The organism is Parapusillimonas sp. JC17, from assembly GCF_052180245.1.
Taxonomy (GTDB): domain Bacteria; phylum Pseudomonadota; class Gammaproteobacteria; order Burkholderiales; family Burkholderiaceae_B; genus Parapusillimonas.
In genome coordinates, this window is sequence record NZ_CP197474.1 from 2,594,811 (window position 1) to 2,619,833 (window position 25,023).

Below are 25,023 nucleotides of genomic sequence, written 5' to 3' on the forward strand. Positions count from 1 at the left end.
TCGGACCCCATTCGGGGTCCGACCCCGTGCGGCTTCCGTATTGGGGTCAGACCCATGGGGGGCTGACCCCGGACAAGTTACGGCGGCGGGGTCAGACCCGGCATGGGGTCTGACCCCTTGCATCCCTCTGCTACTATAGTCCGGTGGCGGCCGAAACCTTGCGCCGTCTTCGTCATTACCGTTCAGCATGGGTAAGTTCAAACAACTTGAAAGCTTCGTGGCCGTCGCCACGCTGGGTAGCCTGTCGGCTGCGGCGCGCGCCGAAGGCGTTGCGCCGGCCATGATCGGCCGACGCATCAACGCGCTTGAAGAGCGCCTGGGCATAAAGCTGCTGCTGCGCTCCACCCGCCGCCTGTCCCTGACCTCGGAAGGCGAAGCCTTTCTCGAAGAAGCGCAGCGCATACTGCGCGACTTGAACGAGACCGAAGCACGGGTCAGCCAGGGCAGCCTTGATCCCAGCGGCCACCTGCGGGTAACCGCCCCGGCCGGCTTCGGGCGCCGGCATGTGGCTCCCCTGCTGCCTGATTTCATCAAGAACCATCCCAACATGACGATCTCGCTCGACTTGAGCGACCGCCTGGTCGACCTGATCGAAGAACGTTACGATTGCGCCATCCGCATCGGCGAACTGGACGACTCGCAGATCGTGGGCCTGCGCCTGGCCGACAATAAACGCGTCATCGTGGCCGCTCCGGAATACCTGGCGAAACACGGCAAGCCGCAGCAGCCCAGCGATCTCACGCTGCACAACTGCCTGTCTTTCGGCAACCAGGGGAACCAGGCGCGCGGATGGCTGCTGCGCCAGGATGGCGAGCTGCGTGCAATACGGGTCAAAGGCAATATGGCCTGCAGCGACGGTTCCGTGTTGCATCAATGGACGCTCGACGCCGTCGGCCTGGCCTGGCGCTCGTTGTGGGAAGTCCGCGAGGACCTGGCGGCCGGCCGGCTGATCAGCGTACTGGATGAATATGCAGCGCCCGCCAATGGAATCTTCGCCATGCTGCCCGAACGACGCCACCTGCCCTTGCGGGTACGGGCTTTCGTCGATATGCTAAAGTCCACCTATTCGGAGTCCTCTTACTGGGACGTCAATTAGCGGAAGACACACAGCCAGTGTGTCATTTAATCACCCATACGCCATCGTGCCTTTTGACTCAGGTCAAAAGGCACGAAAATTCCCTTGAATTCCGCCTACAATAGGTTTTTTCATTCGTCCTCAGGACGATCGTATGCAAAAAAAGATCGCCGTTACGCCAGAGTCCACGCACTGTTCCACATGCATGCTCAACGAAATCTGCCTGCCCGTTGGAATGCCGCGAAGCGATGTCTCGAAGCTCGACGAACTAGTCAAAGAACGTATTCGCATCCCCAAGGGTAAAGCGCTCTTTCACCTCGGCGAAAAAACGGAAGCCATCTACGGCATACGATCGGGCTCGCTGAAAACCCAGCTTGAAGATGCATCCGGGCAAGTGCAGATCACCGGCTTCCTGCTGCCCGGCGAAATCATCGGCATGGATGGCCTGGTGGACGATCGCCACGTATCGCATGCAATCGCCCTCGAAGACAGCGAAGTGTGCGTGATCAGGCTCGACGAAATGGACCAATTGGCCCTGAAGGTGCCCTCTTTACAGTGGCAGTTCCGCAGGCTGATGAGCAAGGAAATCAACCGGGCGCACCAGCTCGTCATGACCTTGGGCGCCTTGCGCTCCGAACAGCGCCTGGCGGCTTTTCTGATCAACCTGTCGCAGCGGCTGGCGGCCTTGGGGTATTCGTCCACCGAATTCATTCTGCGAATGAGCCGGGAAGAAATCGGCAACTATCTGGGGCTGACCCTGGAAACCGTCAGCCGGCTGTTTTCGCGGTTTGCCCGCGAAGGCTTCATACGGGTACAGCAGCGCGAAGTCCATATCCTGGACATGCAAGGCCTGCGGCAGCTATCCGGAACCGACTGCGGCTAGGTCAAGCCGAGACAGGTTCGAGCCGACACCGTCATTCATTGATGGGGTCGCCAAACTCGTCCAGGACGCGGCCGCGCGGCGCCAAATGCAGGGTCAGCGCGCTGGAAACCGCCGCCATCAGCCAGAAAAGAAAAAAGCCGCCCGCGTAGACCTGCTGACGGCTGGCGTGTATATGCCCAAGAAAGGTGATGTCCAGCGGGTCTATCAGCGCGAAAACGGTCGCGCTGGTTGCTGCTGCAAGCAGGAAGGATGGCCACAGAATCAACATTGCCGTCACATGCCTCATAAAAGTCTCCGGTCTGATTTTTTTATTATCTTATCAGGGTTCCGGATTTGGCGGCGCGGTGGGCGCTTCGACGGGCGCCTGCTTGGTCACGACGAGGCCGCGCTTTACCCCGCCGTCTTCTATTGCCTGGTCGCTGAAATTCTGCACGGCCAGCACGATGGTGATGATGCAGCCCACGATGGCGGCGGCCGGACCTGCCATGATGATCCATGGCCAAGGTTCGCGCCACCAGGGCTTGCTGGGTCCTACCGCCCTGGCCGCGTCGGCTTCTGCTTGTGACATTTTTGTATCCCCGTCAGTCAATCATTTGGGCACGAAGAAGCTGGAACGTTCCACCACCGTCGTTTCATCGCCTTCGTCGTAGTGGCCCACCGCATGGAGCTCGATTTCGTGCAGGCCCGAAGAAACCTGGCCGGCCGGAGCGCGGACCACGAATGGAACCAGCCTGTTCGATGCGCCATCGACCTTCACCGTCGTGCCGCCCTCGTCGCCCGCCATCACGGACAGCTCCGGCAACCCGGTGGCACTGAAAGTGAGCGTAACGGGCGACTCGGATGTGTTGATCAGTTGCAGCCTGTATACGTTCTCTATCATGCCGCCGGCAACTTCCCGGCCCAGCGAGCCACGGTCCCGGATAACGTCCACACGCAGCGTCGTGCGGGTTGCCAGCGAAACGATGAAGGCGATGACGATCGCGCCCAAAATGATGGAATACGCCAGCACCCTGGGCCGCAACATGCGCTTGCGCACCTGGCTCTGTGTCATGCGGTCGGTGATGGCGCGTCCGGAAGTGTAGCGGATAAGGCCCGGTTCGTAGCCCATCTTGTCCATGACCTGATCACAGGCATCGACGCATGCGCCGCAGCCTATGCACATGTATTGCAGGCCCTCGCGAATATCGATGCCGGTGGGACAGACCTGCACGCAAAGGCTGCAGTCGACACAGTCGCCCATGCCCGCCTCTTTGTGGTCGATCTTGCGCGACCGGCCGCCGCGCGGCTCGCCCCGCACATGGTCATAGGTGACCACAAATGTGTCATCGTCCACCATGACGCTCTGGAAACGCGCATAGGGACACATGTACTTACAGACCGACTCGCGAAGAAAGCCGGCATTGCCCCAGGTGGCGACGGCGTAAAAAACCATCCAGAACCACTGCCATGGCCCCAGCGACAGGGTCAGCAGGCCCATGCCGAGTTCGCGGATGGGCGCAAAATAGCCGATGAAGGTGGATCCCGTCCACCAGGCGATCAGTATCCAGACGATGTGCTTGCTCGCCTTCAGGCGGAACTTGCGCAGGCTCCAGGGCTGCTCGTCCAGGCGGATGCGAGCCATCCGGTCGCCTTCGATGCGGCGCTCGACCCACATGAAAATTTCGGTATAGACCGTCTGGGGACAGGCATATCCGCAGAAGAGCCGCCCCGCCATGGCCGTGAACAAGAACAGGCCGAAGGCCGAAATGACGAGCAGGACGGACAGATAGATGACGTCCTGCGGCCACAGGACCATGCCGAAAAGATAGAATTTCCGGGCGCCCAGATCGAACAGCACCGCCTGGCGACCGTTCCATTGCAGCCATGGCAGGCCGTAGAAGATCAGCTGGGTGACGAACACCATGATGATGCGCCAACGGGCGAATATGCCCGATACGGAGCGGGGATAGATCTTGCTCCGTACGTCTTTGAGCGCCTTTTCGACCTGAGGAGACGAACCGCCTCCCCGCCCCTTGGACACACGCGGCGGCTGCCAGGCTGGCACGGCTTCCACGGGTTGTCCGGAAACGGGTTGGGCGACGGGTTCGTTACTCATTTCATACCTCAGCTAATGTTCGCGGCACCTATTTGGTTGCCACCTTCTGCCCCTGATTGCCCAGCCCCCAGACCCAGGCGGTCAACATGCGGATCTGTTCCGGAGTCAGGATGCCCTCCTGGGCCGGCATATGGTTCTGGCGGCCGTTCAAGATGGTTTCCACGATGGACGCCTCGGAGCTACCGAAAAGCCAGACGTTGTCGGTCAGGTTGGGCGCGCCCAACGCGGTGTTGCCCTTGCCTTCCGCCCCGTGGCAAGCCACGCAAAAGGTGTCGAAGCCCCGCTTGCCTGGAACGACACGCAGCGAATCGGCGGCAAGCCCGGACAGCGACCGTACGTACTGGGCGATGTCGGATGCTTGCGCGGGCGAGATCTGAGAGCTCCAGGGCGGCATCATGCCGTGGCGGCCCTTGGTGATCGTCTGCATGATCTGCTCGGGATTCCCGCCGTACAGCCAGTCCCCGTCCGTCAGGTTCGGGAAGCTGCCGCTGCCGCGGGCATCGGAGCCGTGGCACTGGGCGCAATTATTCAGGAACAGCCGTTGGCCGATCTCCCGCGCGCTGGCGTCACGCGCTATGTCCTCGATGGCCATTTCCTGATAGCGCGCATACACCGGCGCGATCTGGGCCTTGAGCGCTTCCTGGTCGGCCTTGACTTCCCTGGCGGCGGTATAACCGATCGTGCCCTGGTAGGTGCCCAGGCCCGGGTACAGGAAGAGTATGCCCAGCGCCACGACGCACAGGCCGATGTAGAAAACGGTCCACCAGCGCGGTACGGCCGTATTCAATTCCGTGATGTCGCCATCCCATACGTGGACGGCATTGTCGTCCACTTCGGGAACGCTCTTGCCCAGCCATGCGCGCTGGGTGAACAGCAGCCACAGACAGAAGGCTATCCCGCCCAGGGTGATGACGGAAATGAAGTAGCCCCAGAAGCCATTTATAAAATCACTCATGAGAGCCCCCTTCCTTCTTCTCCGTCACGAACTCATCCGGCAAAGCGAAAGGCAGCATGGAAGCCTCGTGATTTGCCTGCGCGCGCACGCGCGAAAATGCCCACCAGACAATGCCGAGAAACGTCAGCATCGCGAGTATGGTTGCGATTGCATTGATAATTGCCATTACAGCGCTCCCTCGGCAACGGCCTTGGCCGCAGCTTCACGCCCTGCTACGCCCAGACCTTGCAGGTAGGCGACCAGTGCGTCCTCTTCCGTCTTGCCCTTCAATTGTTCGGGCGCCTTTTCGATCTGCTCATCGGTATAAGGAACGCCGAGCTTGCGCAGCACGCGCATGCGCGCCTGCACATCGGCGTTCGCCACGCTGTTGTGCTGCAGCCACGGATAGGCGGGCATGTTGGATTCCTTCACCACGTCGCGCGGATTGCGCAGGTGGACGCGGTGCCAGTCGTCGGAATAGCGCTGGCCCACGCGCGCCAGGTCGGGGCCGGTGCGCTTGGATCCCCACAGGAACGGGTGGTCATAGGCCGATTCCCCGGCCAGCGAATACGGGCCGTAGCGCTGGACTTCGGAGCTCAGCATGCGGATCTGCTGCGAATGGCAGCCCACGCAGCCTTCGCGGATATAGATGTCGCGCCCGATGAGATTCAGGGCCTCGTAGGGCTTGACGCCGGGTGTCGGCGTCGTGGTCGAGTGCTGGAAAAACAGCGGAACGATCTGCACGAGGCCGGCGAAAGAAATCACCAGGATGCTCAGCACGATGAGCAGACCGACGTTCGTCTCGATCAGCTTGTGCGAAAAGCGGGAATTTTTGCTTGCCATGTATGCTCTCCTTAAGCCGTGGCCGATGCGGGGCCTACCAGCGCCGGGTCGATGGCGTCCGGGCTATACAGAGGCACAACCGGGTTGACTCTTACCTGTCCCTTGATGGTCATGAGGGTGTTCCAGAGCATGACGCAGACGCCGCCCAGGAAGCACACGCCGCCAAGCAGACGGATGACGTAGAAGGGATAGGTCGCCTTGACGCCCTCGACGAAGCTGTAGGTCAGCGTGCCGTCGATGCCCGTGGCGCGCCACATCAGGCCCTGCATCACGCCGGCAATCCACATGGCGCTGATATAGAGCACGACACCCAGGGTGGACATCCAGAAATGCAGCTCCACCAGCTTCATGCTGGCCATCTGCTTGCGGCCATACAGGCGCGGGATCATGTAATACAGAGAGCCGAAAGTGATCATCGCCACCCAGCCCAGAGCGCCCGAGTGTACGTGGCCGACAGTCCAGTCCGTGTAATGCGACAGCGCATTGACGGTGCGGATCGACATCATCGAACCTTCGAAGGTGGACATGCCGTAGAACGAAAGCGCCACCACCATGAACTTCAGGATGGGGTCGGTGCGCAGCTTGTGCCATGCGCCCGACATGGTCATGATCCCGTTGATCATGCCGCCCCAGGAAGGCGCCAGCAAGATCAGCGACAGCGCCATGCCCAGCGACTGCGTCCAGTCCGGAAGCGAGGTATACAGCAGATGGTGAGGACCCGCCCACATGTAGGTGAAGGCCAGCGCCCAGAAGTGGACGATGGACAGCCGGTAGGAATACACCGGGCGCTCGGCTTGCTTGGGCACGAAGTAATACATCATGCCCAGGAAGCTGGTGGTCAGGAAGAAGCCCACGGCATTATGACCGTACCACCACTGCACCATGGCGTCCTGCACGCCCGCATAGGCGGAATAGGACTTCCACAGGGACACCGGCAGTTCCATGTTGTTGAAGATGTGCAGCACGGCGATGGTCAGGATGTAGGAACCGAAGAACCAGTTCGCCACATAGATGTGCTTCACGCGGCGCTTGGCGATGGTGCCGAAGAACACGACGGCATAGGCCACCCAGACCAGAGTGATCAGGATGTCTATCGGCCACTCGAGCTCCGCATACTCCTTGGTCGACGTATAGCCCAGGGGCAGGGTAATGACCGCAGCCACCAGGACCGCCTGCCAGCCCCAGAACGTGAAGGCGGCCAGCTTGTCGCTGAAGAGGCGAACCTGACAGGTGCGCTGCACGACATAGTAAGAGGTCGCGAACAGCGCGCTTCCGCCAAACGCAAAAATAACACCGTTGGTGTGCAATGGACGCAGGCGTCCATACGACAGCCAAGGCGTGTCCATATTCAATTCCGGCCAAATAAGTTGCGCAGCGATCAGTACGCCGACCGCCATGCCGACGACGCCCCAGATCACGGTGGCGATCGCGAACTGCCGAACGACACCGTAATTGAAGACTTCGGCCTGTTTTCCGACAGTATCGGAAGTGCCCATGAGCTTCCCCTCAAACAAATAAACAATACGAGACGCGAGCATCATCCGCCATGCCGGACATTGCCTCCTTGATCCATATCAAGCGGCATTTAAAGGGGTCAGACCTATATAGGTCTGACCCCGACCCGCACTACGCGTATGAAATGCTGACGTGTTCGCACCACACTTCAAAAATAAAAAACCGGATCGTTCCGCTAATCCTTACCCGTCGTCTTCCCGCTCTTCGAGCCGGCTTCCTGGTCGGCCTCCGGACCGTCGTCATCCAGCAGGATGGAATTTGCGGCCTCGTTGGTGTCGTCGAACTGACCGGCGAATATCGCCCACCAGAAGAAAGCCCCGATGGCGACGACCGCCGCAAGGGAAATAGGAAGCAACAGGAATAAAGATGGCATGGCCTATGGCCTGTTCACACTAACTAAATTTGCCCAGGACTGCTGACAGCCCTAGCCTTGCGCCACCGCGCCCCGCCATGCGGTCTGTGGCGCTTGTCGGGCATTCCGCCGAAACAGGCGCCATGAGTTGCCGGCGACGGCGAGCGAGGAAATCAGCATGGTCAACGCGGCAACCCACGGGGCGACAAGCCCTGCCGCCGCAAGCGGCGTCATGAGCAAATGCCAGGCGACGGACCCATAAAGATTCTGGCGCGCCACCCGTTCGGTGGCCTTGGTCAGCAGACCGACATCTTGCTCGCTCATGGCGGGAGATGCCGAAACAGTACAGTGCGCGGCCGCGACGGCCGTGGGAACAGCCATTGCCATGGCACAGGGACAGCTCATGACCAGCAATGCCACCATGACCCCGAGCGCATGCTGCGGTGCATAAAAGGCCCACACGCCACCCACCACGAACGCCAGGACGAGTTGAACTACAACGAACCAGAACGCCACCCGATCAGCGCGCCCCGAAAAGGCAAGGCGGAATTGCTCGATGATATGGTGGGCGCCCCCGCCGCCTATCGACTGGCGTGCGCAGAGCTCGAGGTAGCGGGCAGTGAGAAGAAATGCCAGGAACATGGTGACGGAGTCGAAATAGACTTCGCCGCGGCCCGTCCAGGTGGTATAGACGCTGGGAATGAAGGCAGCAACGATGCCCAGCGCAACGGGAACGTCCATGTTGATGCGGCCCCTCGCCAAGCTGCGCAAGGCGCCGCCCCATATCGGCCAGGCGCAATACAGCATCGCCGGTACGGTGATCACCAGGCTCACCCAGTTCATCAGGTAGATCGCCTGGTCGAGTGTTGCGAGGTTGTCCGGAGCCATGGACTCCGAACGCAGATACCCCGGGAAGGCGAACATCATGACTTGCATCATGGCGAGCCAACCCAGGCCCATGCGTGCAAGCATATGCCGTCGCTTCTGACGATCGTCGCCGGACAGGCCTGAAGGGGTGGAAAAAATAGAGAACGCGCGCATAATGGTTAGCAACTATAACAAATTAGCGTAAACACTACTTGATATAGATCAAGACCCGTATTTATAAACCCGAAGAAACGCGCCTTCCCGCAGGGAAAAGGCTGCCGCGGCGTGCCGGGCAGCCCTTCCCGCCGCTAGTTGAAACCGGGCTCAGGCCACCTTGAGGCCTGCCTTGCCGGGCTCCGCTTCGAATTGCGCTTCTTCGGTCGACCCAGTCAGGGCGGTCGTGGACGAACGCCCTCCTTCGATGGCTTGGGTGACCGCATCGAAGTAACCCGTGCCCACCTCGCGCTGATGCTTCACGGCGGTAAAGCCCAGATCGGCGGCAGCAAATTCCTTTTGCTGCAGCTCGACGAAGGCGCTCATCTGGCGACGCGCGTAACCGTGCGCGAGCTCGAACATGCCATAATTGAGCGCATGGAAGCCGGCCAGCGTGATGAACTGGAACTTGTAGCCCATGGCGCCCAGCTCCTTCTGGAATTTGGCGACGGTGGCGTCGTCCAGGTTCTTTTTCCAGTTGAAGGAAGGCGAACAATTATAGGCCAGCATTTTACCGGGAAACTGCCGATGGATCGCTTCGGCGAACTGGCGTGCGTACTCGAGATTCGGCGTGGACGTCTCGCACCAGAGCAGATCGGCATACGGCGCATAGGCCAGCCCGCGGGAAATGGCTTGATCCATCCCGGCGCGTGTGCGGAAGAATCCTTCGACGGTACGTTCCCCGGTAATGAATGAGCGGTCGTTCTCATCGACGTCGCTGGTGACCAGATCGGCGGCATCGGCGTCTGTGCGGGCCAGCAACAAGGTAGGCACGCCGAGAACGTCGGCAGCCAGACGCGCCGAAACCAGTTTCGCCACGGCTTCGCGGGTGGGCACCAGAACCTTGCCTCCCATGTGGCCGCACTTCTTGACCGAGGCCAGTTGATCCTCGAAATGGACTCCGGCCGCGCCCGCTTCGATCATGGCCTTCATGAGTTCGAAGGCATTCAGCACTCCGCCGAAGCCCGCCTCGGCGTCGGCGACGATGGGGGCAAAGTAGTCGATATACCCCTCGTCTTGCGGATTCCTGCCTTCCATCCATTGGATCTGGTCGCAGCGTGTCAGTGCATTGTTGATGCGACGGACTACCTGCGGCACCGAGTTGGCCGGATAGAGCGATTGATCAGGGTACATTTCGCCCGCTCCGTTCGCATCGCCCGCCACCTGCCAGCCCGACAGATAAATGGCTTTCAAGCCGGCTTTCACTTGCTGCATGGCCTGGTTGCCGGTCAGCGCGCCCAGGCTGTTGACGAAAGGCTCGGTGTGCAAAAGATTCCATAGTTTCTCAGCGCCTCTTCGCGCCAGCGTATGCTCTACCACGACCGATCCGCGCAGGCGGATGACCTCGTCCGCGGTATACCCGCGCTTGATGCCCTGCCAGCGGGCGTCTTCGGCCCACGTCCGTTGCAGATCGCGTATCTGGTTTTCTCGTGAATTCATGATGCAGCTCCTTGAAGTAAAAACATAGGCGTGAAAGAAAACTTTGTTGAAGAAAAGTCTACGCCTTTGCTGCATCGCAAATAACACTTATGTCTTATATAAGACAAATTATTTTTCTTTTTAAAATCATCAAATTATATTTTTTATTTTGTAATGTGAAATGAAATTTTTCGGTATGGAATACGGAATCATGCAGCGCAGCACCCGCATTTCATCCAGCAAAAGCCCTGTTTCACAATACGGAAAACGCCTCTTCCAAGGTACAATACGGGTTGACTACCCACGACATTGCGGCCATTGCCGCTGTCAGCGCCACCATGACCGATACTCCCCTCGCCCATGCCCCTCTGGGGCAAGAAGTCGTTTATCCCGACGCTTACGATCCTTCACTATTGTTCTCCATCGAGCGTGCAATCAATCGCCGGTCGCTCGCCGTCCCGGCGCAATGGCATGGCGCCGATATCTGGAACGCATACGAAGTTTCCTGGCTCAATCCCAAAGGCAAGCCGATCGCCGCGCTTGCGCGATTCACGGTTCCCCATTCCAGCCCTCGGCTGATCGAATCCAAGTCGTTCAAGCTTTACCTGAACTCCTTCAATGAAGAGCGTTTCGCGGATGCGGACGCCGTCAGGCAGGCGATGGCCCGTGATCTTTCCAATGCCGCCGGACAGCAAGTAGAGGTCGAACTGATGAGCCTTTCAAGCCAGCAGGGCCGGCCCTTGGATGCCCTGGACGGCCACAATATCGACGGGCTCGACATCGAAATAGACCGCTATGAACCGGCGCCGGACCTTCTGCGCTGCAGCGGCAATGCAGATATCGTCAGTGAAATACTGGTTTCCGATTTGCTCAAGTCCAACTGCCCCGTCACTGGGCAGCCCGACTGGGGCAGCGTCCAGATCCGTTATACCGGCCCGCGCATTGATCGCGCCGCCCTGCTGAAATACATCGTTTCCTTGCGGCGGCATACGGAGTTTCATGAGCACTGCGTCGAGACCATGTTCTGCGACATCCGGCAGGCTTGCAAGCCTGAATCGCTTTCCGTCTATGCGCGCTATACGCGCCGCGGCGGCCTGGACATCAATCCGTGGCGCAGCACGCACCCCTGGAAAGCGGCGCAACTGCGCACCGTCAGGCAATAATGACTGGGGGTCAGACCCCATGCGGGGTCTGACCCCTTGCGCGATTCTTCATGCAATAGTCTGGGGTCAGACCCCATGCGGGGTCTGACCCCTCGGGCGGTCCTTCATGCGATAAGCTGGGGTCAGACCCCGTACGGGGTCTGACCCCCCACCCGCGCGGCTTGGCGGGATGCGGATCTGGCCACCCAAAGCGCCAGCAGGGCCGCGATGGAGAATGCCGCGGCGGCACCCACCCAGGGCCCTTGGCGGAAGCCGGCGTCCATCAGAAGGCCGAAACTTACCGGGCCAAGCGAAGAGCCCACGTCCATGCCGGAATACACCAGCCCATACACCGTGCCTGTCGCCCCCTTCGGCGTCACGCGGCGAATGAGCATGTCGCGCGAAGGCGCAGATACGCCCGAGCAGAATCCGGCCAGGGCCACCAGCGCCATGGCCAGCGGAGGCGGCACGGCGCCCGCGGCGAGCACCACCAGCAGGCCGCCCGCCAAGAACAGCGAAACCGCCACCGTACGCTCGGTATTGGGCGTCGCGCCGACCAGGAAGCCGCCGGCGATCATGCCGACGGCGGCCGCCACCATATAGGCGGACAGCGCCGAACCCGCCATGATCTTGTCGATGCCGTAGACTTCGCCCAGCATCGGTATGGTGTAGTTCTGGACGGCCGACAAAGAAACGGACGTGAATAGGAAAAACAGGAACGCGCCCCAGAGCGCAGGCTGCACCAGCAGCGCAGCCAAGGTCTCGCCGACGGACTTTCGTGCCAGGTCGGTTTGCACTGAGGCGCTGGGCGCCGGGTCGTCGGCCGCGGCGACTGCCTGATTCTTGCCGGCCAGCAGGTCGCGTCCCAGCCAGCTCATCAGCAACACCACGGCGACCAGGGCCGCGGCGCCAAACGCCGCCGTGCGCCAGTCCGCAACGTAGATGATGGCCGCCATGAAGACAGGTGTCAGCGCCCACCCCAGGTTGCCCGTCAGGCCGTGCGTGCTGAAGGCGTGCCCGAGCCGCTTCTGGCTGACCCGGTGATTGATGATGGAATAATCGACCGGATGGAACACCGAGTTGCCGATGCCGCCGATCGCGGCGGCGGCCACCAGCATGAAATAGCCATTCGAGATGCCGATGAGGACGGCGGAGGCAACGAAGCAGGACAGCCCGAAACGAAGGACGGGCGCCGGGCCGATGCGATCCACCACGAAGCCGGAAGAGGCCTGCCCCAGGCAGGACACCAGGAAAAAGACCGACGCCAGGAAACCGAGTTTGACGAAGTCGTAGCCGTACTCGTGGGCGAGCGACAGGTATAGCGTGGGAAGGACCAACTGGAAGAAGTGCGAGGTTCCGTGCACTAGGCCGATCAGCCCGATAATGGACCAGTCTCGCCGTTTGAGTTCGGGGGTGTCGGTGAAATCGGGGTTGGCAGTCGCCATTTGTGCTTCTCGCAATATCAGCCGCGGCGGTCGGACCGGTCGCGGATTTCGGGCCACGCGCGGCGCAGGTAATAGCACATGGACCACACCGTAAGAATGGCGGCGATGACGATCAACACCCCGCCGACCACGTCCAGCGGCACCCCGGACAAGGGACGCCAGTACAGCAGGCAGGGAATGGCGATCATTTGGGCCGCCGTCTTGAACTTGCCCAGCCAGTGCACGGCGACGCTGCCGCTGGCGCCGATCTTGGCCATCCATTCGCGCAGGGCCGAAATCGTGATTTCACGCCCTATGATGATAAGCGCGATGAAGGAATCGACGCGTCCCAGATCGAGCAGGATGAGCAGCGCCGCGCACACCATGAGCTTGTCCGCCACCGGGTCCAGGAAGGCGCCGAAGGAGGAGGTCTGGTTCCAGCGCCTTGCCAGCCAGCCATCGAACCAGTCGGTCAATGCCGCGACGATGAATGCCAAGGCCGCGACCGTGTCGCGCACGGGCACGGAGATCCAGTCGGCCGGCAGGTAGAACAGGCCGACGATCAGCGGAATCATGGCGATGCGCAGCCACGTCAGCGCAATGGGAAGATTCATAGGCATAATGTGAATACTACCTTATCGGAGCGCCTGATAGATACGTTCCGCCAATTCATCCGATATTCCCTCCACCGACCGCAGATCGTCGATGCTGGCGTCGACCACCCCTGAAAAACCGCCAAAACGCGCCAGCAGCTTCTGCCGCCTGCGCGCGCCTATGCCTTCGATTTCCTCCAGGCGCGACACATTCCGGGCTTTCGCACGCTGCGCCCTCATGCCGGTGATGGCGAATCGATGAGCTTCATCGCGAATCTGCGCGACAAGCATCAGGGCGGCCGACTCGACCCCCAGCGCAACGGACACGCGCCCATCGGCAAAGACCAATGTTTCCAGGCCCACCTTGCGCCCCTCGCCCTTGGCGACTCCCACGATGACGCCGGTATCCAGTCCGAGCTCGACGAAAACCTGCCTCGCCACTTCAACCTGGCCCTTGCCCCCGTCGATCAGCACGATGCCGGGCATCTCGGCCTGCCCATCCGCCACCCTGCTGAAGCGGCGGGTCAGCACCTGCCGCATGGCCGCGTAATCGTCGCCCGGCGTGATGCCGGCGATGTTGTATCGGCGATACAAGGACGGCTGCATGGCATGATGCTTGTATACGACACAAGAGGCCTGCGTGGCTTCGCCCGCCGTATGGCTGATGTCGAAGCATTCGATATGCAAGGCATCCAGCGCCGTCTCATCGGTATCCAGGTCCAGCTCCGTGGCCAGGGCAAGCGTGCGGGCCGCGCGCGCGCTGGACTCCGTCAGCACCCGGGCCAGCGCCATCTCTGCGTTCTTCGTTGCCTGCTCCAGCCAGGTCTTGCGCATGCCTTGCGGACGGACCAGCACACGCGGCTTGACGCCCTTTTGCTCGGCCAGCAAGCCCATCAAGTCCGGATCGGGCAAGCGATGGGAAAACACCAGAATGGGCGGAAGCGCGCTGTCCAGGTAATGCTGGGCGACGAAGGCGGCCAGCACGTCTCCGGGACTGTCTTCATTGGTGTGCGTGGGAAAGAACGACTTGTCGCCCAGGTGGCGCCCGCCGCGCACCATGGCAAGATTGACGCATACCCTGCCCCCCGCCGACGCGATGGCGACGATGTCCACGTCGTCATTGCCGACTTGCTCCATGGACTGCTGCTGCAGCACCTTGGCAAGCGCGCCCATCTGGTCGCGCAGCGCCGCCGCCTGCTCGAATTCGAGCGCCTGCGAAGCCTGGTGCATGCGTTGTTCGATATCGCGCAGCACTTCGTCAGCATGGCCGTCCAGGAAGCGCGTCGCGCGCTGGACATCGGCCTGGTAATCGGGCGTGGAAATCAGGTCGACACACGGCGCGGAGCATCGTCCGATCTGGTACAGCAGACAGGGCCGAGAGCGATTCGCGTATACGCTGTCTTCGCAGGTGCGCAGACGGAACACGCGCTGCAGGATCTGTATGGTTTCCCGCACGGCCCATGCATTGGGATAAGGCCCGAAGTAACGCCCCTTGCCGCTGGTGCTGCCGCGGTAATAGGCAATCCGGGGGATCTCATGGCCACTGAACATCAGGTAGGGATACGACTTGTCATCCCGAAACAGAATGTTGTAGCGCGGCTTCAGCCGCTTGATGAGGTTGTTCTCCAGCAGCAGCGCCTCGGCCTCGGAACGGGTGACCGTGACCTCGACGCGGACGACCCGCGCGATCATGTGCGTGATGCGCGGGCTATTGTGCGTCTTCTGGAAGTACGAGCTTACGCGCCGCTTGAGATCGCGGGCCTTGCCGACATAAAGCACCTCGCCCTGGCCATCGATGTGCCGATATACGCCGGGCAGATGCGGCAAATCAGCCAGAAACGATTTGAGATTGAAGTCTTCGAGCATATTGATAACGTTGGTCGGCCTGGAGCGCGTCCCAATCGGGCGATGGCCGCGACGGCATGAGCCGCCTGATGCGGTTCACCGAGGCACTGCTGTGCTCGGACGATAGCCGCGCCAGCAGGTCGTCCGCCAGATCGGGGCGGTTGCATACCAGGACCATGTCGCAGCCGGCGCCCAATGCCGCATTCGCGCGCGCCAGGATGTCGCCGGCCACCGTTGCGCCTTCCATCGTCAGGTCGTCGGAGAACACCACACCATCGTATCCCATCTCTTGACGCAGCACTTGCTGTATCCAGTATGGGGAAAAACCCGCGGGATTCGGGTCGACCTGATCGTAGATGACGTGTGCCGGCATCACCGACGGAAGCACCATGTCTCCCAGCCAGCCATAGGGTGCCGCGTCTTCCTGCATGATTTCCTCGAAAGGCCGATGGTCCACCGGGATCTCGTGGTGGGAATCCGCCTCCACTGCGCCATGCCCCGGGAAATGCTTGCCACAGGCCGCCATGCCGCTCAGCATGAGCCCTTGAATCAGCGATCGCGCCAACATGGCCACCACCCGGGCATCGCGATGGAACGCCCGGTTCCCGATGACCTTGCTGACGCCATAGTCCAGATCGAGCACCGGCGTGAAGCTCAGATCCACCCCGCAGGCGCGCAGTTCGGCGCCCAGCACATAACCGGTCTCGGAAGCCAGACGCATGGCGGCCAGGGAGTCCTGCTCCCAGAGCTCACCGAAGACGCTCATGGCCGGGATGGCAGAGAAGCCGTCGCTGCGAAAGCGCTGCACCCTGCCGCCCTCGTGATCCACCGCGATCAGCAAAGGCTCATCGCGCTCCTCGTGAATCTCCCGGCACAATGCCGACAGCTGTTCGCGGTCCTGGAAATTGCGCGCAAAGAGTATGACGCCCCCCACCAGCGGATTGCGCAGGCGCGCGCGCTCGTGCCCCGAGAGCGTCGTGCCCTCGACATCGACCATCACCGGACCGGGCGGCAGACTGGCTGGCGTAGTGTTGACTGTCATGTTTCCTTTCCGTTTTCTGCATGAATGTGCGTGGATAGCGCCTCGACCACAACGAAAGCCGCGACGGTATCGCTTTCATCGGTGATGGACACGTGGGCGGACCCGAACCGCTGCTCATACCAGCTGAGCAGCGGTTCGGACAATACCACGCAGGGCCGGCCGCTGGGTTCGTTGAGCGTCTGCATGCGAGACCACGCCATGGGCGAGCGCATGCCGAGTCCGACTGCCTTGGAGAAAGCCTCTTTGGCGGCAAAACGGGTAGCCAGGAAGCGCATGCCGCGCTGGGGGTCGCGTGCAAGACGGCGCTGGAATTTTTCGTATTCCTGCAGGCCCAATATGCGGCGCGCGAACCGGTCGCCATGGCGGGCATACACGCGCTCCACGCGTTCGAGCCGCAATAGATCGACACCAATACCCGCCACGGCATTCCGCACTGCACGCATGTTCATGGATCCGCCTTTTCAAAAGACGAATCATACCGTGAGTGCGCAGCCTATCTTTGCCGTTTGTCGATCACGCGGCGCGCCTTGCCGGTCAGGGTGCGCTCCACCAGGCCAGCCGTCTGTACCGTTACCCGCGCGGACACGCCGATATAGGTCTTGACGGCATGCTGCAGCTTCTTGGCCAGCGCGTCGCGATCGGCGACGCTCAGGTGATCGTACTCAGTCCGCACTTCGGTCAGGATCTCGAGCTCGTCCAGGTTCCCGCTGCGTGTGAGCACCAGCTGGTACTGGGCCGCGAGTTCCGGCATCTTCAGCACGATTTCCTCGACCTGGGTGGGGAAGAGATTGACGCCGCGCACGATCAGCATGTCGTCGCTGCGGCCCGTGATCTTGTCTATGCGACGCATGCTGCGCGCGGTGGGTGGAAGCAGGCGGGTCAGATCGCGGGTGCGATAGCGGATGACCGGCATGGCTTCTTTCGTGAGCGACGTGAATACCAGCTCGCCTTCCTCGCCGTCGGGCAGGACCTCTCCGGTATCGGGATTGATGATTTCCGGGTAGAAATGGTCTTCCCACACCACCGGGCCGTCCTTGGACTCGACGCATTCCATGGCGACGCCCGGCCCCATGACCTCGGACAGCCCGTAGATATCGACGGCATCGATGCCGGAGCGCTTTTCGATGTCGCTGCGCATCTGGCCGGTCCAGGGTTCCGCGCCGAAGATGCCGATGCGCAGCGAGCTTTCGCGCGGATCCATGCCTTCGCGCTCCATTTCCTCGAGGATGTTGCAGAAGTAGGAAGGCGTGACCATGATGATGCGCGGTCCAAAATCGCGGATCAGCTGGACTTGCTTCTCGGTTTGCCCGCCGGACATCGGCACGACCGAGCATCCCAGCCGCTCGGCCCCATAATGGGCGCCCAGCCCTCCGGTGAACAAGCCATAGCCGTATGCCACATGGGCGATGTCGCCCGGCCGTCCGCCCGCGGCCCAGATGGAACGCGCCACGAGATTCGCCCAGTTGTCGATATCCCGCGCGGTGTAGCCCACCACCGTGGGCTTGCCCGTCGTACCGCTGGAGGCATGGATGCGAACCACTTGCTCGCGCGGTACAGCGAACATGTTGAAGGGGTAGTTATCCCGAAGGTCTTGTTTGGCGGTGAACGGAAAGCGCTTCAGATCGGAAAGCGTCTTGAGGTCATCCGGATGCACGCCGGCGGCATCGAACGACTTCCGGTAATGCGGCACGTTATCGTACGCGTGCCTGAGCGACCACTTCAGGCGCTCCAGCTGCAGGCTCTTCAGTTCATCCTGGCTCGCGTGCTCTATGGCATCGCGTCCGCCTTTCGATTTTGTCGACTCGGACATGTTTTGCTCCTACCTTTGATTTCAGTTTGAATATCGCTTTTTGTCTGGGGTCAGACCCCGTACGGGGTCTGACCCCCTGACCCCCGGCTGACCCCCGGCTTGCCCCCGGTTTCCTAGTCGCCGACGACCTGCCCCTTGATCCGGTATGAGCGTCCTCGGAAAATCGCAATGCGCTTGCCGTCCTGATTGGTGACCTGCACATCGTAGACGCCGGTGCGTCCCGCCAGGGAATATTCTTTGGCATCCGCCGTCAGGATATCGCCCTCGTAGCCGGGCGCAAGATAATCGATGGTGCAGCCCGAGGCCACGGTCGCGGCATTGCGGGAATTGCAGGCGAATGCGAAGGTGCTGTCGGCCAGGGCGAAGATGAAGCCGCCGTGGCAGGTCTGATGGCCGTTGAGCATGTCGCGACGCACCGTCATGGACATGCGCGCCTCGCCCGGCGCCACATGCTCGATGGCAAGCCCCAGCGCCTGCGACGCCGGGTCGTTGTCGAACATGACTTTGGCGGTCAGTTCGGCCAGTTCCTGCGGATTCTCCGGAAGATCGGGCGCGGCCACCGCCGCGCTTGAAGATTGGCCGGCCATCATTTCCCCTTGAAGACGGGTTCACGTTTGGCCAGGAAGGCCGCCACGCCTTCGGCATAGTCTTCGCTGGCTCCCAGTTCACGCATCAGGTCGCGCTCCAGGTCCAGCTGCTGATCGAGCGTGTTGCCCAGACTTTGATTGAGGGCGCGCTTGGTATAGGCCAGCCCTTTGGTCGGCGCCGAGGCGAAATGCCTGGCCAGTGTGTCCAGCCTAGCCTCGAACTCTTCGTCGGGCACGCTTTCCCAGATCAGGCCCCATTGGGCCGCCTTGTCCGCGCTGAGCTTGTCGCCCAGCAGCGACAGGCCCATGGCCCGCGCCTGGCCCACCAGCCTGGGCAGCGCATAGGTGCCGCCGGTGTCCGGCAGCAGGCCCAGGCGGCAGAATGGCTGGATGAAGCTGGCCGACTGCTTCGCGATGACGATGTCGCCGGCCAGCGCAAGATTGGCGCCGGCCCCCGCCGCCACGCCATTGACGCCGACGACGACGGGCAGCGGCAATGACCGCAGGCGGCGCACCAGCGGCGCGTAGAATTTATCGATCGTCTCGCCCAGGTCCACGCGTTCCGAGCCTGCGCTCATGCGGCGCTCCGACAGGTCTTGCCCGGCGCAAAAGCCGCGGCCGTTGCCGGTGAGCACTAGGACGCGCGCGCCGCCGGATTCCACCGCGCCGAGGGCGTTCGCCAATTCGCCATGCATGGCGGCTGTGAAGCTGTTGAGCTTGTCGGGCCGGTTCAGGGTAATGCGGGCGACACCGTCGGCAACTTGGAACTCGATATTTTCGTAATTCATTTAATGTCCTGCGATAGAGTTTTTCTTAAGCGTGCCACCGTGTCTGTACGACGCGAAAACGGTTCGCGACGAAGGCGGAATCCGACAGGGCGGCGTTCGCGGCGGGGTTGGCCCCGGTGCCGTGAAAATCGCTGAATGCGGCGGTCTGATTCACGAATACCCCGCCCGTCAAGTTCAGCGAAACGGACACACCCGCCCGCTCCGCCGCCTTCTGGATTTTTTGCGCCACGGCGGTATCGGTAGTGTATGCCGAGAGCGACAAGGCGCCGTGCTGGATTACCGTCTGCCGGGCAAGCTCGATGCTGTGCGCGGTGGAGTCGGTGGCCACCACGAAGGCGATGGGCCCGAACCATTCGCGCTGGATCTCGGCACTGCCGGCTTCCGCCTTGAGCAGCAGCGGGGTCACCGCATTGGCTTCGGGAAACTGCGGATGCTCGAGCTTGCGGCTGTCGCACAGCACGGTCAATCCGAGTCCGCGCGCCTCTTCTATGCGCTGGGCGACTCCCGCGTTCTGAATGGCGCCGGTGATCTCCACCGCGCGCGCAGGGTCCGACACCAGCTTTTCCACGGCCTGGGCCAGGCCCTGGGCCACCTCGTCGAAACTCATGTGTCCTTCCGCCGTCTTGATCCCGTCGCGCGGCACGTAGACATTCTGGGGCGCGGTACACATCTGCCCGGAGTACAGTGAGAACGAGAATGCCAGGTTGCGCGCGACGCTCTTGAAATCGTCGACCGAATCGATGATGACCTGATTGACGCCGGCTTTTTCCGTATAAACCTGGGCCTGTCGCGCATTGTCCTCCAGCCAATTGCCGTTGGCGCTGCTGCCGGTGAAATCGATGAGCTTCACGGCGGGATTCAAGGCCAGCGACTGCGCGGTGTCGTCGCCGGGCGCATGTGCCGCCAGCAGGACGACATTGGGGTCGAACCCCGCATCGGCCAGGACTTCGCGCGCGATCTTGACTGTGATGGCCAGCGGCAGGATGGCGCCGGGATGCGGCTTGACGATGACGGTGTTGCCGGTAGCCAGGCTGGCGAAAAGGCCGGGATAGCCGTTCCAGGTGGGAAAGGTCGAGCAGCCGATCACCAGGCCGATGCCGCGCGGCACCACGGTGAACCGCTTCTGCATCTTGATGGGGTCGTGCTTGCCCTGCGGTTTCTCCCAGCCGGCCTGGTCCGGGATGCGCGACATTTCCTGCCAGGCATAGGCCACGGCCTCCAGGCCGCGATCCTGGGCATGCGGCCCACCCGCCTGGAAAGCCATCATGAAGCCTTGCCCCGTGGTGTGCTGCACCGCGTAGGCGATTTCGAAGCTGTGCCGATTGAGGCGCTGCAGAATTTCCAGCGCAACGCCCACCCAGGCGCGCGGGCCCGCCTCACGCCAGTTTTCCAGGGCGGCCTGCGACTGCAGGATCAGCGTGTCGGCGGGTACTTGCGGATAGCGGATGCCCAGCTCGGGACCGAAGGGCGAGACTTCGCCGGACACCTTGCCGGCTTCTCCGTCCTGCTCCAGCGGGAAGTCCTTGCCTTTGTATGCTTCAAATGCGGCGAGGCCAAGCTCGTTGGCCGACTCCCCGTAGGCGCGAGGGCTGGGGGACTCGGAAAAGGGGCTCCAGTAACCCCGATCGGCGGCGGCGGCCACCGCTTTTTCGAGAACTTCCTGATGGGCGTTGAAATAGTCGACTGACACTGCTTGCTCCTTGTTGTTCATTACTGAGCCGTTCCGGCGTGAGGGAACGGTCGGAATATTCGTCTGTGTGCCGCGGGACGGCGCGTATGAGCGGTCAGGTTTCCTGGTCGAAGTCGATGACGACCTTGTCGCTGACCGGAAAGCTTTGACAGCTGAGTATGAAACCGCGCTGGACTTCATAGTCTTCCAGCGCAAAATTGGCGTCCATGTCGACCTCGCCCTCGGTGACCTTGCAACGGCAGGTGGAACATACGCCGCCCTTGCAAGAATAAGGCAATTCCACGCCTTGAGCCAAGGCGGAATCCAGGACGCTGTCCTTGTTTTTTTCTATGGTGAGTGTCCGGGTGAAGCCGTCCTGGATGACCGTCAGCTCGCATAGTTCGTTGCCTGGCGCCTTGCGGGCCTCTTTGCCCGTGCGCAAGGCGCGCGGGCCCTTGGGGGACCCGAACAGCTCGAACTTGATCTGTGACTTCTCGAGGCCCTTGCCCTGCAGCGACTCGATCACGGATTCGGTCATGTCCTGCGGACCGCAGACGAAAGCGTAATCGATGGTGGACGGATCCATCCATTTGCCCAGCAGCTGCTCCACCTTGGCGCCGTCGAGGCGCCCATTGAACAGATCGATGTCCTGATGCTCGCGGCTCATGATGTAAACCAGCGAGAATCGGTCCATGTACTGGTTTTTCAGGTCTTCGATCTCTTCCCGGAACAGGACGGCGGACGACGCGCGATTGCCGAAGAACAGGGTGAAACTGCTGGCGGGCTCCGTGCTCAGCGCCGTCTTGACCAGCGACAGTATGGGCGTAATGCCGCTGCCCACCGCAAACGCCACGTAGCGGCGCGCATTGGCGGGGTCGAACTCCACGGTGAAGTGGCCGTCGGGCGGCATCACTTCGATGGATTGTCCGGCCGCCAGGTGCTGGTTCGCCCATGACGAAAATGCGCCGTCGTTCAGGCGCTTGATGGCGACCCGCAATTGCCGGTCGCTGGGCGATGCACAGATCGAATATGAGCGCCGCAACTCTTCGCCATCGATGTTCGCACGCAAAGTCAGGTACTGCCCCGGTCGGAACGAAAACCGGTCATTCAGGTCCGATGGGACATCGAACGTCACCACCACGGCGTCGCGCGTGTTCTTGGCGACGGACGCGACTTTCAATGAATAGAATTGATTCATGAGAGAGCCTGTTGACGCTAATGCGCCTTGAAATAGTCGAAAGGCTCGCCGCAGTGACTGCAGCGATACAGCGCCTTGCAGGAGGTCGATCCGAAGTGGCTGACCAGGCGCGTATCCCGGGATCCGCATTGCGGACAGGGGACCACCACCTGTGTATTGCGCCGCGTGATTCCGGATATGTCGATGGCTTTTTCCGCGGGCGGAGCAATGCCGTAGCCTTTCAGCGCGTCCCGGCCTTTTTCGGTCATCCAGTCGGTGGTCCAGGCCGGAGAAAGCCGGGTGTCCACTCGCAACTGGTCCAGTCCTTGCGCCTTCAGAGCGGCCACGATGCCGTCGGAGATTTCGCGCATGGCCGGACAGCCGGAGTAGGTGGGCGTGATCGTGACGACGCAGGTTTCGCCTTCCCACTCGATATCCCGTATGAGTCCCAGGTCGGCGATCGACAGCACCGGGATCTCGGGGTCGGCGACTGCGGACAGCCATTGCATGACCTGTTCGACGGAAGGCCGGGCGGCGGTAATCACCACGATGCTCCCGGATAAGCCCGCTGCAGATGCTGCATCTCGGCCAGGATATAGCCCAGCGCCTCGGTGTGGCGCCCGACGATGCCGCCCCGGTGCGCGGGGTGTTCGGCCTCGTCCCTTGCGGGCAGATTCAGCGTGGCTTCGCGGATCACTGCACTCGCGTGCGCTTCCCAGGCGGGCCACAAAGACGAGTGCAGCGGAACGATGCCGCGGTCGGCCAGACCGGCAATGACGTCATCGTCATGGAAAAGCTCGCCGACATAGCGCCATGCGTCGTCCAGAGCTTCTTGCATGCGGGCGCGGCTTTCTTCGGTGCCGTCGCCCAGGCGCACCAGGACGTCCGACGAACGGCGCACGTGATAGGTCACCTCCTTGAGCGACTTGGCGGCAATGGCGGCGACGCGCTCGTCCTGCGACGCGGAAAGCTCGCGAAGCAGGAAGTAGTGCCAAACATCGAACAGGAACTGGCGCGCCATGGTGTCGCCATAATGGCCGTTTTCACGCTCCACGAGCAGGTAATTCCGGTACTGGGGAGCGTCCCGCAGATAGGCGAGCTGGTCTTCGCTGCGGCCTTTTTCTTCGACCTCGCCCGCCAGCGTCAGCCACATGCGGGCCTGGCCCAGCAGGTCGAGCGCCACGTTGGCCGTTGCCATTTCTTCTTCGAGGGCGGGTCCATGGCCGGTCCATTCGGACAGGCGATGGGAAAGTATCAGCGTGGTATCGCCCAGGCGCAGCAGATACTGAAACAATGCTTGGTCCACAGTGCCTCCTACATCTTGATTTCGTCGGGCATCGGAAAAAACGTGGGATGCCGGTAGACCTTGCTGTCGGCGGGCTCGAACAGCGGCTCTTTGTCGCCGGGCGAGCTGGCCGTGATGTCGGCCGCCTTGACCACCCAGATGCTCAGGCCCTCGTTGCGCCGTGTATAGACATCGCGCGCGTTGTTGATCGCCATTTCGGCATCCGATGCGTGCACGCTGCCCACATGCTTGTGGGCCAGGCCATGCTGGCTGCGTATGAAGACCTCCCAGAGAGGCCATCCGTTCTGACTCATGTTTTCATCCTCCGTGCCGCTGCCATGGGCACTCTGTCTGGTCTGGCAAGGCCGCCGCGGCGCGGCGTGCCGTGCATGGGAACAGTACGGCGGCTCAGGCCACCGCTTTCTTGCGATCCTGCTTGTCGGCATAGGCGGAAAAAGCTTCGCGCACCCATGCGCCTTCCTCGTGTGCACGAACGCGTGTCTTGAGTCTTTCGCGATTGCACTGGCCATTGCCCTTGATGACCGCGTAGAACTCGCTCCAGTCGATCTCGCCGAACTCGTAGTGGCCGGTTTCCTCGTTCCACTTGAGGTCTGGATCGGGAACCTTCAGGCCAAGGTATTCGGCCTGAGGCACCGTCTGGTCGACCATTTTCTGGCGCAGTTCGTCGTTGGAAAACAGCTTGATGCGCCATTGCATGGACTGCGCGCTGTTCGGGGAGTCGGCGTCGGATGGACCGAACATCATGAGCGCCGGCCACCACCAGCGGTTCAGGGCATCCTGGCACATTTCCTTTTGCTCGGGCGTACCGCGCAGGCACATCTCGATAAGCAGGTCGTAGCCTTGCCGCTGATGGAAGGATTCTTCCTTGCAGACCCGCACCATGGCCCGCGCGTACGGGCCGTAGGAACATCGGCACAGCGGAATCTGGTTGATGATGGCCGAGCCGTCGACCAGCCAGCCTATCATGCCGATGTCGGCCCAGGTCAGCGTGGGGTAATTGAAGATGCTGGAGTATTTGGCCTTGCCGGAGTGCAGGTCGTCGATCAGGTCATCGCGCGAAACACCCAGCGTTTCGGCCGCACTGTACAGGTAAAGGCCGTGCCCTGCTTCGTCTTGCACCTTGGCCAGGAGGATGGCCTTGCGCTTGAGCGTCGGCGCGCGCGTGATCCAATTGCCCTCCGGCAGCATGCCTACGATCTCCGAGTGCGCATGCTGCGATATCTGCCGGACGAGCGTCTTGCGATATGCTTCCGGCATCCAGTCCTTGGGCTCGATGCGGACACCTTCGTCGATGCGCTGCTGGAACGACTGCTCCTGACCCGACAGCTGATCGACGGAACGCACGCTCTTGACCCCGGTTTCCACTAGTTGGGCATACATGAGGCGTCTCCTATACGTGTTAGCCTGCTTATTCGATTCTTTTTTATTATTTAATACAAAAATA

At 61.6% G+C, this 25,023-nt stretch carries 27 protein-coding genes; 3 read left to right on the forward strand and 24 right to left on the reverse strand.

Annotated features, from left to right (window positions below; translation table 11 throughout):
• Positions 1-187 precede the first annotated feature (187 nt).
• Positions 188-1,096: a LysR family transcriptional regulator gene (locus ACSBPU_RS12400; RefSeq protein WP_442592410.1), complete on the forward strand. Its 909-nt coding sequence runs from the start codon at positions 188-190 to the stop codon at positions 1,094-1,096.
• Between the two features lie 133 nt (positions 1,097-1,229).
• Positions 1,230-1,958 carry a fumarate/nitrate reduction transcriptional regulator Fnr gene (gene fnr / locus ACSBPU_RS12405; RefSeq protein ID WP_442592411.1) on the forward strand — a complete coding sequence of 243 codons (729 nt, stop codon included), beginning with the start codon at positions 1,230-1,232 and terminating at the stop codon, positions 1,956-1,958.
• Positions 1,959-1,989: 31 nt separating this feature from the next.
• Here fnr and ACSBPU_RS12410 read toward each other — a convergent pair whose 3' ends face one another.
• From ACSBPU_RS12410 to aceA, 10 genes are all read right to left on the reverse strand, one after another.
• Entirely contained in the window at positions 1,990-2,244 is a 255-nt protein-coding gene (locus tag ACSBPU_RS12410; RefSeq protein ID WP_442592412.1) for a hypothetical protein, read from the reverse strand.
• Positions 2,245-2,277: 33 nt separating this feature from the next.
• The gene (locus ACSBPU_RS12415) at positions 2,278-2,526 is read right to left on the reverse strand and encodes a FixH family protein (RefSeq protein WP_442592413.1); all 249 of its coding nucleotides are present in this window, start codon (positions 2,524-2,526) and stop codon (positions 2,278-2,280) included.
• Positions 2,527-2,547: 21 nt separating this feature from the next.
• Entirely contained in the window at positions 2,548-4,053 is a 1,506-nt protein-coding gene (gene ccoG / locus ACSBPU_RS12420; protein ID WP_442592414.1) for a cytochrome c oxidase accessory protein CcoG, read from the reverse strand.
• 28 nt (positions 4,054-4,081) lie between these two features.
• Positions 4,082-5,008: a cytochrome-c oxidase, cbb3-type subunit III gene (ccoP, locus tag ACSBPU_RS12425; protein ID WP_442592415.1), complete on the reverse strand. Its 927-nt coding sequence runs from the start codon at positions 5,006-5,008 to the stop codon at positions 4,082-4,084.
• Positions 5,001-5,174 (reverse strand): CcoQ/FixQ family Cbb3-type cytochrome c oxidase assembly chaperone, encoded by a 174-nt coding sequence (locus ACSBPU_RS12430; protein WP_180068030.1) that lies wholly within the window; start codon positions 5,172-5,174, stop codon positions 5,001-5,003. The genes ccoP and ACSBPU_RS12430 overlap by 8 nt, the downstream gene beginning before the upstream one ends.
• Complete coding sequence (gene ccoO, locus ACSBPU_RS12435; protein WP_442592416.1) at positions 5,174-5,830, reverse strand: cytochrome-c oxidase, cbb3-type subunit II; 657 nt, start codon at positions 5,828-5,830, stop codon at positions 5,174-5,176. The genes ACSBPU_RS12430 and ccoO overlap by 1 nt, the downstream gene beginning before the upstream one ends.
• A gap of 11 nt (positions 5,831-5,841) precedes the next feature.
• Entirely contained in the window at positions 5,842-7,326 is a 1,485-nt protein-coding gene (gene ccoN, locus ACSBPU_RS12440) for a cytochrome-c oxidase, cbb3-type subunit I (RefSeq protein WP_442592417.1), read from the reverse strand.
• Positions 7,327-7,520: 194 nt separating this feature from the next.
• Entirely contained in the window at positions 7,521-7,718 is a 198-nt protein-coding gene (gene ccoS, locus ACSBPU_RS12445; protein WP_180068027.1) for a cbb3-type cytochrome oxidase assembly protein CcoS, read from the reverse strand.
• Between the two features lie 51 nt (positions 7,719-7,769).
• Positions 7,770-8,738 carry a P-type ATPase gene (locus ACSBPU_RS12450; protein WP_442592418.1) on the reverse strand — a complete coding sequence of 323 codons (969 nt, stop codon included), beginning with the start codon at positions 8,736-8,738 and terminating at the stop codon, positions 7,770-7,772.
• Between the two features lie 150 nt (positions 8,739-8,888).
• On the reverse strand, positions 8,889-10,217 hold the full coding sequence (gene aceA, locus ACSBPU_RS12455; protein ID WP_442592419.1) for an isocitrate lyase: 1,329 nt from the start codon (positions 10,215-10,217) through the stop codon (positions 8,889-8,891).
• Positions 10,218-10,534: 317 nt separating this feature from the next.
• Between aceA and queF the strand changes: the two genes are divergently transcribed.
• Positions 10,535-11,359, forward strand: coding sequence for an NADPH-dependent 7-cyano-7-deazaguanine reductase QueF (gene queF, locus ACSBPU_RS12460; protein ID WP_442598339.1), 825 nt, complete (start codon positions 10,535-10,537; stop codon positions 11,357-11,359).
• Positions 11,360-11,481: 122 nt separating this feature from the next.
• On the opposite strand, the gene ACSBPU_RS12465 is transcribed toward queF, so the two are convergent.
• The 14 genes from ACSBPU_RS12465 to paaA form a co-directional block, all read right to left on the reverse strand.
• A complete protein-coding gene (locus ACSBPU_RS12465; RefSeq protein WP_442592420.1) occupies positions 11,482-12,783 on the reverse strand; it encodes an MFS transporter in 1,302 nt (433 codons plus the stop codon).
• A gap of 17 nt (positions 12,784-12,800) precedes the next feature.
• Positions 12,801-13,382 (reverse strand): CDP-diacylglycerol--glycerol-3-phosphate 3-phosphatidyltransferase, encoded by a 582-nt coding sequence (gene pgsA, locus ACSBPU_RS12470; protein WP_442592421.1) that lies wholly within the window; start codon positions 13,380-13,382, stop codon positions 12,801-12,803.
• 15 nt (positions 13,383-13,397) lie between these two features.
• The gene (uvrC, locus tag ACSBPU_RS12475; protein ID WP_442592422.1) at positions 13,398-15,221 is read right to left on the reverse strand and encodes an excinuclease ABC subunit UvrC; all 1,824 of its coding nucleotides are present in this window, start codon (positions 15,219-15,221) and stop codon (positions 13,398-13,400) included.
• On the reverse strand, positions 15,184-16,242 hold the full coding sequence (gene nagZ / locus ACSBPU_RS12480; protein WP_442592423.1) for a beta-N-acetylhexosaminidase: 1,059 nt from the start codon (positions 16,240-16,242) through the stop codon (positions 15,184-15,186). The genes uvrC and nagZ overlap by 38 nt, the downstream gene beginning before the upstream one ends.
• Positions 16,239-16,691 carry a holo-ACP synthase gene (gene acpS / locus ACSBPU_RS12485; protein ID WP_442592424.1) on the reverse strand — a complete coding sequence of 151 codons (453 nt, stop codon included), beginning with the start codon at positions 16,689-16,691 and terminating at the stop codon, positions 16,239-16,241. The genes nagZ and acpS overlap by 4 nt, the downstream gene beginning before the upstream one ends.
• Before the next feature lie 44 nt (positions 16,692-16,735).
• Complete coding sequence (paaK, locus tag ACSBPU_RS12490) at positions 16,736-18,052, reverse strand: phenylacetate--CoA ligase PaaK (RefSeq protein ID WP_442592425.1); 1,317 nt, start codon at positions 18,050-18,052, stop codon at positions 16,736-16,738.
• A 113-nt stretch (positions 18,053-18,165) separates the two neighbouring features.
• The gene (paaI, locus tag ACSBPU_RS12495) at positions 18,166-18,642 is read right to left on the reverse strand and encodes a hydroxyphenylacetyl-CoA thioesterase PaaI (RefSeq protein WP_180068017.1); all 477 of its coding nucleotides are present in this window, start codon (positions 18,640-18,642) and stop codon (positions 18,166-18,168) included.
• Positions 18,639-19,427: a 2-(1,2-epoxy-1,2-dihydrophenyl)acetyl-CoA isomerase PaaG gene (gene paaG / locus ACSBPU_RS12500; protein WP_442592426.1), complete on the reverse strand. Its 789-nt coding sequence runs from the start codon at positions 19,425-19,427 to the stop codon at positions 18,639-18,641. Before paaG ends, paaI begins: the two co-directional genes overlap by 4 nt.
• 25 nt (positions 19,428-19,452) lie before the next feature.
• The gene (gene paaN / locus ACSBPU_RS12505) at positions 19,453-21,117 is read right to left on the reverse strand and encodes a phenylacetic acid degradation protein PaaN (protein WP_442592427.1); all 1,665 of its coding nucleotides are present in this window, start codon (positions 21,115-21,117) and stop codon (positions 19,453-19,455) included.
• Positions 21,118-21,211: 94 nt separating this feature from the next.
• Positions 21,212-22,294, reverse strand: a complete 1,083-nt coding sequence (paaE, locus tag ACSBPU_RS12510; RefSeq protein WP_442592428.1) for a 1,2-phenylacetyl-CoA epoxidase subunit PaaE — start codon at positions 22,292-22,294, stop codon at positions 21,212-21,214.
• 17 nt (positions 22,295-22,311) lie between these two features.
• Positions 22,312-22,782, reverse strand: a complete 471-nt coding sequence (paaD, locus tag ACSBPU_RS12515) for a 1,2-phenylacetyl-CoA epoxidase subunit PaaD (protein WP_180068106.1) — start codon at positions 22,780-22,782, stop codon at positions 22,312-22,314.
• Between the two features lie 32 nt (positions 22,783-22,814).
• A complete protein-coding gene (paaC, locus tag ACSBPU_RS12520) occupies positions 22,815-23,579 on the reverse strand; it encodes a 1,2-phenylacetyl-CoA epoxidase subunit PaaC (protein WP_442592429.1) in 765 nt (254 codons plus the stop codon).
• Between the two features lie 8 nt (positions 23,580-23,587).
• Complete coding sequence (paaB, locus tag ACSBPU_RS12525) at positions 23,588-23,872, reverse strand: 1,2-phenylacetyl-CoA epoxidase subunit PaaB (RefSeq protein ID WP_180068012.1); 285 nt, start codon at positions 23,870-23,872, stop codon at positions 23,588-23,590.
• A 94-nt stretch (positions 23,873-23,966) separates the two neighbouring features.
• On the reverse strand, positions 23,967-24,959 hold the full coding sequence (gene paaA, locus ACSBPU_RS12530) for a 1,2-phenylacetyl-CoA epoxidase subunit PaaA (RefSeq protein ID WP_442592430.1): 993 nt from the start codon (positions 24,957-24,959) through the stop codon (positions 23,967-23,969).
• Between the last annotated feature and the right edge of the window lie 64 nt (positions 24,960-25,023).

Coding starts and splice junctions, on each gene's coding strand:
- ccoS (WP_180068027.1), bottom strand. CDS start 7,718: ATGCCATCTTTATTCCTGTTGCTTCCTATTTCCCTTGCGGCGGTCGTC.
- fnr (WP_442592411.1), top strand. CDS start 1,230: ATGCAAAAAAAGATCGCCGTTACGCCAGAGTCCACGCACTGTTCCACA.
- paaD (WP_180068106.1), bottom strand. CDS start 22,782: ATGCAATGGCTGTCCGCAGTCGCCGACCCCGAGATCCCGGTGCTGTCG.
- paaE (WP_442592428.1), bottom strand. CDS start 22,294: ATGAATCAATTCTATTCATTGAAAGTCGCGTCCGTCGCCAAGAACACG.
- ACSBPU_RS12415 (WP_442592413.1), bottom strand. CDS start 2,526: ATGTCACAAGCAGAAGCCGACGCGGCCAGGGCGGTAGGACCCAGCAAG.
- ccoP (WP_442592415.1), bottom strand. CDS start 5,008: ATGAGTGATTTTATAAATGGCTTCTGGGGCTACTTCATTTCCGTCATC.
- pgsA (WP_442592421.1), bottom strand. CDS start 13,382: ATGCCTATGAATCTTCCCATTGCGCTGACGTGGCTGCGCATCGCCATG.
- paaA (WP_442592430.1), bottom strand. CDS start 24,959: ATGTATGCCCAACTAGTGGAAACCGGGGTCAAGAGCGTGCGTTCCGTC.
- ccoO (WP_442592416.1), bottom strand. CDS start 5,830: ATGGCAAGCAAAAATTCCCGCTTTTCGCACAAGCTGATCGAGACGAAC.
- ACSBPU_RS12400 (WP_442592410.1), top strand. CDS start 188: ATGGGTAAGTTCAAACAACTTGAAAGCTTCGTGGCCGTCGCCACGCTG.
- ccoG (WP_442592414.1), bottom strand. CDS start 4,053: ATGAGTAACGAACCCGTCGCCCAACCCGTTTCCGGACAACCCGTGGAA.
- paaK (WP_442592425.1), bottom strand. CDS start 18,052: ATGTCCGAGTCGACAAAATCGAAAGGCGGACGCGATGCCATAGAGCAC.
- ccoN (WP_442592417.1), bottom strand. CDS start 7,326: ATGGGCACTTCCGATACTGTCGGAAAACAGGCCGAAGTCTTCAATTAC.
- paaG (WP_442592426.1), bottom strand. CDS start 19,427: ATGAATTACGAAAATATCGAGTTCCAAGTTGCCGACGGTGTCGCCCGC.
- ACSBPU_RS12430 (WP_180068030.1), bottom strand. CDS start 5,174: ATGGCAATTATCAATGCAATCGCAACCATACTCGCGATGCTGACGTTT.
- uvrC (WP_442592422.1), bottom strand. CDS start 15,221: ATGCTCGAAGACTTCAATCTCAAATCGTTTCTGGCTGATTTGCCGCAT.
- ACSBPU_RS12410 (WP_442592412.1), bottom strand. CDS start 2,244: ATGAGGCATGTGACGGCAATGTTGATTCTGTGGCCATCCTTCCTGCTT.
- ACSBPU_RS12450 (WP_442592418.1), bottom strand. CDS start 8,738: ATGCGCGCGTTCTCTATTTTTTCCACCCCTTCAGGCCTGTCCGGCGAC.
- queF (WP_442598339.1), top strand. CDS start 10,535: ATGACCGATACTCCCCTCGCCCATGCCCCTCTGGGGCAAGAAGTCGTT.
- acpS (WP_442592424.1), bottom strand. CDS start 16,691: ATGAACATGCGTGCAGTGCGGAATGCCGTGGCGGGTATTGGTGTCGAT.
- nagZ (WP_442592423.1), bottom strand. CDS start 16,242: ATGACAGTCAACACTACGCCAGCCAGTCTGCCGCCCGGTCCGGTGATG.
- paaB (WP_180068012.1), bottom strand. CDS start 23,872: ATGAGTCAGAACGGATGGCCTCTCTGGGAGGTCTTCATACGCAGCCAG.
- aceA (WP_442592419.1), bottom strand. CDS start 10,217: ATGAATTCACGAGAAAACCAGATACGCGATCTGCAACGGACGTGGGCC.
- ACSBPU_RS12465 (WP_442592420.1), bottom strand. CDS start 12,783: ATGGCGACTGCCAACCCCGATTTCACCGACACCCCCGAACTCAAACGG.
- paaI (WP_180068017.1), bottom strand. CDS start 18,642: ATGATGGCCGGCCAATCTTCAAGCGCGGCGGTGGCCGCGCCCGATCTT.